This is a genomic window from Microcystis sp. M179S2, from assembly GCF_020245805.1.
GTDB lineage: Bacteria > Cyanobacteriota > Cyanobacteriia > Cyanobacteriales > Microcystaceae > Microcystis > Microcystis aeruginosa.
The window spans coordinates 1-8,902 of sequence record NZ_JADBUE010000022.1 but is presented as its reverse complement, the minus strand read 5'-3'; the positions used below and the strand labels follow the sequence as shown (position 1 = coordinate 8,902).

At 46.1% G+C, this 8,902-nt stretch carries 7 protein-coding genes; 4 read left to right on the top strand and 3 right to left on the bottom strand.

The genetic code is table 11. The annotated features are described in order from the left end of the window. On the bottom strand, positions 1 to 184 hold a 184-nt coding region (locus IM500_RS01305), incomplete at its 3' end, for a helix-turn-helix domain-containing protein (RefSeq protein WP_287737466.1). Between the two features lie 172 nt (positions 185 to 356). Here IM500_RS01305 and IM500_RS01300 point away from each other — a divergent pair. Both IM500_RS01300 and IM500_RS01295 read left to right on the top strand, forming a co-directional pair. Next, entirely contained in the window at positions 357 to 896 is a 540-nt protein-coding gene (locus IM500_RS01300) for a DUF3038 domain-containing protein (RefSeq protein ID WP_287737464.1), read from the top strand. 129 nt (positions 897 to 1,025) lie between these two features. Further along, positions 1,026 to 2,360, top strand: a complete 1,335-nt coding sequence (locus tag IM500_RS01295; protein ID WP_287737463.1) for a DUF4335 domain-containing protein — start codon at positions 1,026 to 1,028, stop codon at positions 2,358 to 2,360. A gap of 120 nt (positions 2,361 to 2,480) precedes the next feature. Here the strand turns inward: IM500_RS01295 and IM500_RS01290 are convergent, their stop codons facing one another. After that, positions 2,481 to 2,747, bottom strand: a complete 267-nt coding sequence (locus IM500_RS01290; protein ID WP_002800208.1) for a TIGR02450 family Trp-rich protein — start codon at positions 2,745 to 2,747, stop codon at positions 2,481 to 2,483. 129 nt (positions 2,748 to 2,876) lie between these two features. Further along, positions 2,877 to 3,491, bottom strand: coding sequence for a transcriptional repressor LexA (gene lexA / locus IM500_RS01285; protein WP_002758280.1), 615 nt, complete (start codon positions 3,489 to 3,491; stop codon positions 2,877 to 2,879). A 689-nt stretch (positions 3,492 to 4,180) separates the two neighbouring features. On the opposite strand from lexA, the gene nifJ reads away from it, so the two are divergent. Next, complete coding sequence (nifJ, locus tag IM500_RS01280; protein ID WP_287737462.1) at positions 4,181 to 7,735, top strand: pyruvate:ferredoxin (flavodoxin) oxidoreductase; 3,555 nt, start codon at positions 4,181 to 4,183, stop codon at positions 7,733 to 7,735. Positions 7,736 to 7,737: 2 nt separating this feature from the next. Then, positions 7,738 to 8,763 carry a dihydroorotate dehydrogenase-like protein gene (locus IM500_RS01275; protein ID WP_079209080.1) on the top strand — a complete coding sequence of 342 codons (1,026 nt, stop codon included), beginning with the start codon at positions 7,738 to 7,740 and terminating at the stop codon, positions 8,761 to 8,763. Positions 8,764 to 8,902: the final 139 nt, after the last annotated feature.

The following is an 8,902-nucleotide window of genomic DNA, read 5'->3' as shown; positions in this document are numbered from 1 at the left end:
TTTTCCAATCGGTTAGCATTGAAGAAGTTTCAGTATATCCTACTCTTTCTTGTCTTTCGTACCAAGCTTGTGTTCTGAGATGGAGAGCTTTATTGTAAACTAATCTTACACAGCCCAAGGTGCGCCGCAATAGCGACTCTTGTTCTGCTGTGGGGTAAAATCGAAACGAATAGGCTTTCTCCATATCTCACATTCTAGCATATATCGTGTAAATGCGCTACTATTTCATAGTAAAGCCGTCCTTTGAGAACGGGGTTTCAGAGCCAAAATTGGCGATGACACTTTAGAACCAGTGATTTTTTCTCCTAAACCCAAGTTTTTCTGCTGGCAATTCCTTATTATCTATGTCCTTGACTATGCCTCAGTCTGCCGAGTCCTCCACGGGTGAGGATTTACCCCTAGCTATCTCACCCAGTAACGAGCAGTTAGAGAATATTAATAGCTATTTAAACCTGATTTTGGTTGCTTTAGTCTCTCTAGCTAATTTAGACTCCGAGTCTATCACCCAAGCAGCCCAAGAATTAGCCTTAGATCTGGATACAAGCGATCGCCTAGTTGCCCACTACTGGCAACCCCAGTCAAACCTCTCCCTAGCGGACATCCGTTCTCTAGTTCTCCTCCTCTGTCATCTAGCCCAAAAAAAGCAAGAGTTAATCCGTCGCGCCGTAATTCTCTTGGAACAAGTGGGAACTCAAGGACAAGAACCAGTCAAAACCACGCTTTTGGGCAATTATATCGCTAATTTTCGCTTAAAATACCCAGAAATATCGGAAAATAATCTCAGTGATTCTAGCCTAACTTCCCTAGCTTGGAAATTATTAATCGATTTATTGTTCTACAGCAGCCCCCGCAGTCATCTCCTTCTCTGGCACACCCTTTTGGCAAGTCAAAAATAAAAAGCCTATCAGGAGTCAGTATTCAGGAGTCAGTATTCAGGAGTCAGTATTCAGGCGATTATTTTTTATTTATTCTTCCCAGTTCATAATTCATAATTCATAATTCATAATTCCCACCGATAACTAAAAATGAGTAATCTAATTCGCAAATATACACCCCCCACCTGTACCCTAGAAATTTGGGGAAATAGTTCGCCTCTAGCGGTTTGGCTAGGTAAAAATGTCTTAAACGATGCCCACTTTCAATTGCGCTTTGATGATCCTAGATTGAGTGAGGAAAAACAGGTGACGATCAAAGGCGATCGCACACAATTACAACTCCTAGGGGAAATTGTTGCTAATTATGTGCAGAATTTACTCTCTAGTCCCGTTTCTACCCTCTCTTTCGTGGCTAGTGGTTCCCCCGAAAGCCATCTCCCCTCCTTACCCTCTCTCCGTTGTCAGGGACTTCTGCAGCATCAATTATTTTTGGGTTCCCTGCTAACCGATCAGGATAAACAGGAGATCGAATTAACCACATCGCAATTATTCGATCTAGCCAATGCTTTAGGGGAATATAACCATGAAAGCCCCCTAATACCCCCATTAATTCGCCAGAAAACTCGAAAAAATGCCCTGATGTGGACGGGATTAATCGCCTCAGCCCTAATAACTATCGGGGGAATAGCGATCGCATTTTATCAACAGCAAGAAGTGGCCAACAATGATTTAACCACTGATCCCAATAGTGCCAAGATTCCCCAACCCTTGCCAACGCTGCCTTTACCCCCCACGGGAACGGCCGCCCCAAACCCGCAGTTACCGGCAAATTTGGGCAATAAAACCCCTTTACCGCCACCGCCACCCGTGGGAACCGTTCCAGCCCCAGTTCGGCCCTCTAGCGTCCCCCTGGTGATTCCGCCGCCCACTTTACCGCCGCCACCAGTGACAGGTTCGCGTCCTGGCGGCGCGGCGATCGTAATTGAACCGAATAATCAGAAAATCCCGATTACTGCCCCCCCCGTCACTGGTGATCAGGGTACAAATGCACTGACAAATGTTCCCCCCACCACGATGAATCCGACTCCAGCACCGCCAAAATTGCCCAATTTACCGCCTCTAAGCCCTGTTAACCCCGAAAATGTCAATTTAGACCGAAAACCGCCCACAAGCACCGCTAAAGCCCCAGAGACGAACTTACTAGATACCATTCCCCAAGTGGCAGAAACCAGAGAATATTTTCAATCCCGTTGGCAACCGCCGGAAAGTCTCAAGCATACTCTAGAGTACCGTTTGGTCTTAAATCAGGATGGTTCCCTAAAACAGATTATTCCCCTGGGACAGGCGGCGAAAATCTATCTCGATCGCACTAATATGCCCCTGCTCAATCAACCTTTTGTTTCTCCCCTCGATATCCCTGGTAATCCTCAATTGCGTCTAGTTCTTGGTTCTGATGGTACGGTGCGGACTTTTATGGAACAGTAATAGGCTGTACTGCATTTAAGTAGCTGGTTATAATTAAATTAAAAATGGATTTTAGGTTCGATCCCCCCTTAATCCCCCCTTAATAAGGGGGGCATCTGATAATTTTTAACGCCTACCTACTTAATTAACAATAATCTCGTCGGTGCTGTCGGGTTGGTTCATTTCCGTTAGGGTTTGCCAACCTGATTGCCAAAGATTCGCATCTTGCAACTGTTTAGCATTAATCCAGAAGCGGACAGTCGGATCGCAGGAAGCGACTAATTCAGCAAAAACCCATTGACCGCGATTTTGACGATTGACCACTTGAAAATGTCGCCAGCCCCATGTTTTTTGTTTTGCCGTCCATTTTGATCCCAAGAGATGGGGATATTTCTGTTTTTTGGGCATAAAAGTTAAAACACCTGAGTTCGGGATAGGCTGAAACCCTTATATTATCCTAGTTGGCCCACCCGATTCTTTTCCAGAAGCCAAGGAGAGGAAAAATGATCGGGGCGCTTAAGTGCGCCCCAGTTTTGGCTAATAACCGCGCCAAACACCAACCAAAACCCCTTGCACTTGTACTTGTTCGGTATTGGCTGTAATTGGTTGATATTTTTGATTAGAGGGTTGGAGAGTGATGATTTCTCCTTCTTGGTAGAAACGTTTTAAAGTAGTGCCGTGGCCTTCGACTCTAGCGGCGACGATTTCCCCATTGGACACCGCTTCATTACCCGTGAGAGAACGCATAATCACCAGATCCCCATCGGCAATATGATCCTCGATCATACTGTCTCCGGAAACCCGCAGAGCATAACAGTCTTGGCTGCGTTGCAACAGGTTAGAAAGATCGAGTTTTTCTTCCACATCGGTGAAGGGTTCCACTAAACCACCAGCAGCGATCGCACCCAGAACCGGTAAACCTTGCACTGGTTGTTTGAGAATCCGCAGGGTGCGTGCTTTTCCTTCTGTCCAATCAATATAGCCTTTGGCGCGTAAACGTTCTAAACGGCTTTGAATCGGTGCGGGAGAGCGTAAATTCATCGCTCGCATCATTTGCCGGATGGAAGGGGCGTGTTGAGTAGTGCGAATATACTCAATTAGCCAGTCGTACAACTCCTGTTGCGCTTGAGTAAGGGATTCGAGGTTAGTCATGATCTATTTTCCTATCCTTGGGTTAAGATAATTTGTACTTTAGTTCATTTGTGTTTAACCTAGTACATCTTAACTTCATCGGCTGACTAAATCAACTGGTTATTAGATCTCTTGCAAAAATCAAAAATTGTCGTGCTTGGTTAGGAGACTCCGAGACAGGAGACTCCGAGACAGGAGACAGGGGATTATTTCTATTTATTCTTCCGACACCCCACACCCTACACCCTACACCCCACACCCTGCCACCACCGAAAAACTTTTTGCCGCAAACCCTAATTAATAATTCATAATTCCTTCTCCCTTCTCCCATGCAGTCTTAACGAGTAATTTAGATAGTCAACAGCTTATCTTCTGACCTAGCACTTTTTTTTTAAAAGTATCATTAATTTTTATCTCAATTCTGAATATTAATTAATCCCAGGGTCGGTTGCTGGCAAACTCAGCAGCGTATTAAGAAAAAATAACGAATTGCTAGAAAGCCCGGAATCTGGATAATGATCGAGGTGGAGACAGAAAAATTGCTCTACTTAAGCCTGTCTGCCGTAAGCGTCCAATAGTAGATAGGGAGTCAAAAGCGACGCTCAAGAAAATCCTTCGGTTGTCAGGGAAACGAGAGGATATTTAGTGCGAAATTGAGCCGTAAAAAAACTTAAAATCCCGACAAATATCGTAAAAACTAAGGGGAACACATGACCACAAAAACCTATGCAACCATAGATGGTAACGAAGCTGTTGCACGCGTTGCCTATCGTCTCAGTGAAGTGATCGCTATTTATCCTATCACTCCCTCCTCGCCTATGGGTGAATGGTCCGATAGTTGGGCGGCCGAACGCAGAGCTAATCTCTGGGGAACCATCCCTTCCGTAATCGAAATGCAGAGCGAAGGTGGGGCAGCGGGAACCCTGCACGGAGCGCTACAAACAGGCTCTTTAACTACCACTTTCACTTCCTCGCAGGGATTATTATTAATGCTCCCCAACTTCTACAAAATTGCGGGGGAATTAACCTCTTCAGTGGTTCATGTGGCGGCCCGTGCTTTAGCAGCCCAAGGATTGTCAATTTTTGGGGATCATAGTGATGTCATGTCTGCCAGAAGTACGGGTTGGGCTATGTTAGCGGCTAATTCCGTTCAAGAAGCTCAAGATCTGGCGGCTATTGCCACAGCTACCACCCTAGAAACCAGGATTCCTTTTCTGCACTTTTTTGATGGTTTTCGTACCAGTCATGAGGTGCAAAAAGTCGAATTAATTAGCGATGAAACTCTCAAAGAACTGATCGATGAAGACCTAATTATTGCCCATCGTCAAAGGGCTTTAACTCCCGATCGACCGGTTTTACGAGGCACGGCACAAAATCCCGATGTTTATTTCCAGGCAAGGGAAAGCGTCAATCCTTTCTATCATGCTTGTCCCGATATCACTCAAAAAATTATGGATCGTTTTGCCCAATTAACAGGACGGCAATACCATCTCTATGAATACCACGGTGCGCCCGATGCCGAAAGAGTGATTATGTTAATGGGATCGGGAGGGGAAACCGTCCATGAAACCGTCGATTATCTCAATCAAAATGGGGCTAAAGTTGGGGTTTTAAAAGTTCGTCTCTATCGTCCCTTTGCCGCCGAAAAATTACTGGCAGCTCTGCCCACCACGGTGAAAAAAATAGCCGTTTTAGATCGCTGTAAAGAACCCGGTGCCGGGGGCGATCCGCTATATTTAGACGTGGTAAATGCCTTTATGGAAAACTACGAAGGGAAGCTGCCGAAAATTGTGGGAGGACGCTACGGTTTATCTTCCAAAGAATTTACTCCAGCCATGATTGCTGGCATATTTGATAACTTAAGTCTCGACAAACCGAAAAATCACTTCACTATTGGTATCGTTGACGATCTTACCTTTTCCAGTCTGGAATATGACCGCAGTTTTTCCACCGAACCGGACGAAGTAGTGCGGGCGGTTTTCTACGGTTTAGGTTCCGATGGTACGGTGGGAGCTAACAAAAATTCAATTAAAATTATCGGTGAAGATACTGATAATTATGCCCAGGGTTATTTCGTCTATGATTCCAAAAAATCTGGGTCTGTCACCGTTTCTCACCTACGCTTTGGCCCCCATCCGATTCGCTCTACCTATTTAATCACCGATGCTAACTTTATCGCCTGTCATCAGTGGGAATTTGTCGAACAATTTGATCTGCTAGAAACCGCTAAATCGAACTCAATTTTTCTCCTCAATAGTCCCTATCCACCGGATGAGGTGTTTAGTCACTTACCCCGCAATCTCCAGCAAACTATCATCGATAAAAATCTGCAAGTTTATACGATTAATGCGACTCAAGTAGCCAAAGAAGCGGGGATGGGCAGTCGGATTAATACCGTTATGCAGGTGTGTTTCTTTGCCCTAGCGGGAGTTTTGTCTCGGGAAGAGGCGATCGCACAAATTAAAAAAGCCATCCGCAAGACCTACGGCAAGAAAGGCGAAGAAATCGTGCAGATGAACATCAAAGCTGTGGATTCTGCCCTAGAACACCTCTATCAAGTCCCAATTCCCGCCACTGTCACCCCTGAAGCTTTTGAATTAAGACCACCAATTCCCGACAACGCACCCGCTTTCGTCCGAGAAGTCCTCGGCAAAATTATCGCCCGTCACGGGGATGAATTGCCCGTTAGCGCCCTTCCCAACGATGGTACTTACCCCACCGCCACTAGCCAATGGGAAAAACGCAATATTGCCCAAGAAATCCCCGTTTGGGATGCAGATGTCTGTGTTCAGTGCGGTAAATGCGTTCTCGTTTGTCCCCACGCCGTTATTCGCTCGAAAGTTTATGATGAGGCCGAATTAGCCACGGCCCCGGAAACCTTTAAAGTCGCGAATGCCAAGGATCACGACTGGAAAGGGCTAAAATTCACCATCCAAGTGGCCGCCGAAGATTGTACCGGTTGCGGTCTCTGTGTTGATGTTTGCCCCGCTAAAAACAAATCGCAACCGCGTCTAAGAGCGATTAATATGGCTCCCCAATTGCCCCTGCGGGAACAGGAACGAGTTAACTGGGATTTCTTCCTTAATTTGCCTAATCCAGACCGATTAAGCCTAAATCTCAATAAAATTAACCATCAGCAAATGCAGGAACCTCTCTTTGAGTTTTCCGGCGCTTGTGCCGGTTGTGGTGAGACTCCCTACGTTAAATTAGTCAGTCAGCTATTTGGCGATCGCATGATAGTGGCTAATGCCACCGGTTGTTCATCTATCTACGGAGGTAATTTACCGACAACACCCTGGGCAGTTAACGCCGAAGGTCGCGGGCCGGCCTGGTCGAATTCCCTCTTTGAAGATAATGCCGAATTTGGCTTAGGATTCCGAGTTTCCATCGATAAACAGGCAGAATTTGCCGCCGAACTCTTAGGAACCCTCGCTAGTGAAATCGGAGAAAGTCTAGCGGCAGATATTCTCAATTGTCACCAAGTGGATGAAGCGGAAATTTACGAACAACGGCAACGGGTAGAGGCCCTAAAATCCCGTTTAGGGCAATTAACCCCGACCACGCAGGTGAAAATGTTGTTATCCGTGGCCGATTATCTGGTCAAGAAAAGCGTCTGGATTGTCGGGGGTGACGGTTGGGCCTACGACATCGGTTATGGTGGCTTAGATCACGTTTTAGCCAGTGGTCGCAATGTCAATATTTTGGTCATGGATACGGAAGTTTACTCGAATACGGGCGGCCAGGCCTCGAAAGCTACTCCTCGGGCCGCCGTAGCTAAATTTGCTTCTGGTGGCAAACCCAGCCCGAAAAAAGACCTCGGTTTAATGGCCATGACCTACGGTAACGTCTATGTGGCCAGCGTGGCTATGGGGGCAAGAAACGAGCAAACGATCAAAGCTTTCCTAGAAGCGGAAGCTTACAACGGGCCATCGTTAATTATCGCCTATTCTCACTGTATTGCTCACGGGATCAACATGACCACCGCCATGAACCATCAAAAAGAAGTGGTGGAAAGCGGTCGCTGGTTAATGTACCGTTATCATCCCGATTTAGCTAAAGAAGGCAAAAATCCCCTACAATTGGACAGCCGTGCGCCTAAGCTTACCGTAGCGCAAACTCTCTACTCGGAGAATCGCTTTAAGATGTTGGCCACCAGTAAGCCGGAGGAAGCTAAACGTCTGCTCAAAGAAGCACAAGCAGATGTGGATACGCGCTGGCAAATGTATCAGTATTTAGCAGCAAAAGGTACAGGGAGCAACGAATAGTTATGAATCTACACACTACCTACATGGGTTTGCAATTGCGATCGCCGCTAGTTATCGGTGCGGCCGCACCCTTGAGCGAGGATATCGACAATATCAAGAGAATGGAAGACTTCGGAGCCGCTGCCGTGGTTTTACACTCCTTTTTCGAGGAGCAGATTAAACACGAAAGACTGGCTCTACACCATCATTTTACCCACGGAGCCGAGAGTTTTGCGGAAGCTTTGACTTATTTTCCCGAACCGGAGGTTTTTCACGTTGGTTCCGACGAATATCTCAACCATATTCGCAAAGCCAAAGAAATGGTCGATATTCCCATTATTGCCAGTCTCAACGGTGAGACCTCTGGGGGATGGTTGGAGTATGCCATTCAAATTCAACAAGCGGGCGCTGATGCTTTGGAGTTGAATGTTTATTATGTTCCCAACGACCTAGAATTAACCGGAAATCACGTCGAACAAAACTATATTGATATCCTCAAAATTGTCAAATCGGAGGTATCAATTCCCGTCTCGATGAAGTTAAGTCCCTACTTTAGCAATACGGCCAATATGGCTAAACAATTAGCGGAAGCGGGGGCCGATGGGTTGGTATTATTTAACCGTTTCTATCAGCCGGATATCGACTTAGACACCTTAGATGTTCACCCCAATATTATCCTCAGTAATCCCCAAGCAATGCGTTTACCCCTGCGCTGGATTGCCATGCTTTACGGTCGTGTACCGACGGATTTTGCCGCTACCAGTGGTATTCATAACGCCATCGACGTGATCAAAATGATGATGGTGGGGGCAAAAGCGACCATGTTAGTTAGTGTTTTATTACGCCACGGTTTGGAGGAAATTACCAAGATCGAACAGGGTTTGTTGCATTGGTTGGAAGAAAATGAGTACGAATCGATCGAGCAGTTAATTGGCAGTATGAGTCAAATGAATTGTCCAGATCCGACTGCTTTTGAACGGGTACAGTATATGAAAGCTCTGCAAAGTTACGAACCTGTTTGGAAACGTTTTCAAACCACCAGTAAATAAAAGGGGGAAGTGGGAATGGGGGAATGGGGGAAGGGGGAAATGGGGAAATGTGGAAATGGGTAAATGGGGGAATGGGGAATTTCAACTAAAACCCTAAAACCCTAAAACCCTAAAATCCCAACACCTAACACCTAAGACC

Excerpts from the sequence above, each read along its gene's own strand:
- IM500_RS01300 (WP_287737464.1), top strand. The coding sequence starts at position 357 with ATGCCTCAGTCTGCCGAGTCCTCCACGGGTGAGGATTTACCCCTAGCT.
- IM500_RS01295 (WP_287737463.1), top strand. The coding sequence starts at position 1,026 with ATGAGTAATCTAATTCGCAAATATACACCCCCCACCTGTACCCTAGAA.
- IM500_RS01290 (WP_002800208.1), bottom strand. The coding sequence starts at position 2,747 with ATGCCCAAAAAACAGAAATATCCCCATCTCTTGGGATCAAAATGGACG.
- lexA (WP_002758280.1), bottom strand. The coding sequence starts at position 3,491 with ATGACTAACCTCGAATCCCTTACTCAAGCGCAACAGGAGTTGTACGAC.
- nifJ (WP_287737462.1), top strand. The coding sequence starts at position 4,181 with ATGACCACAAAAACCTATGCAACCATAGATGGTAACGAAGCTGTTGCA.
- IM500_RS01275 (WP_079209080.1), top strand. The coding sequence starts at position 7,738 with ATGAATCTACACACTACCTACATGGGTTTGCAATTGCGATCGCCGCTA.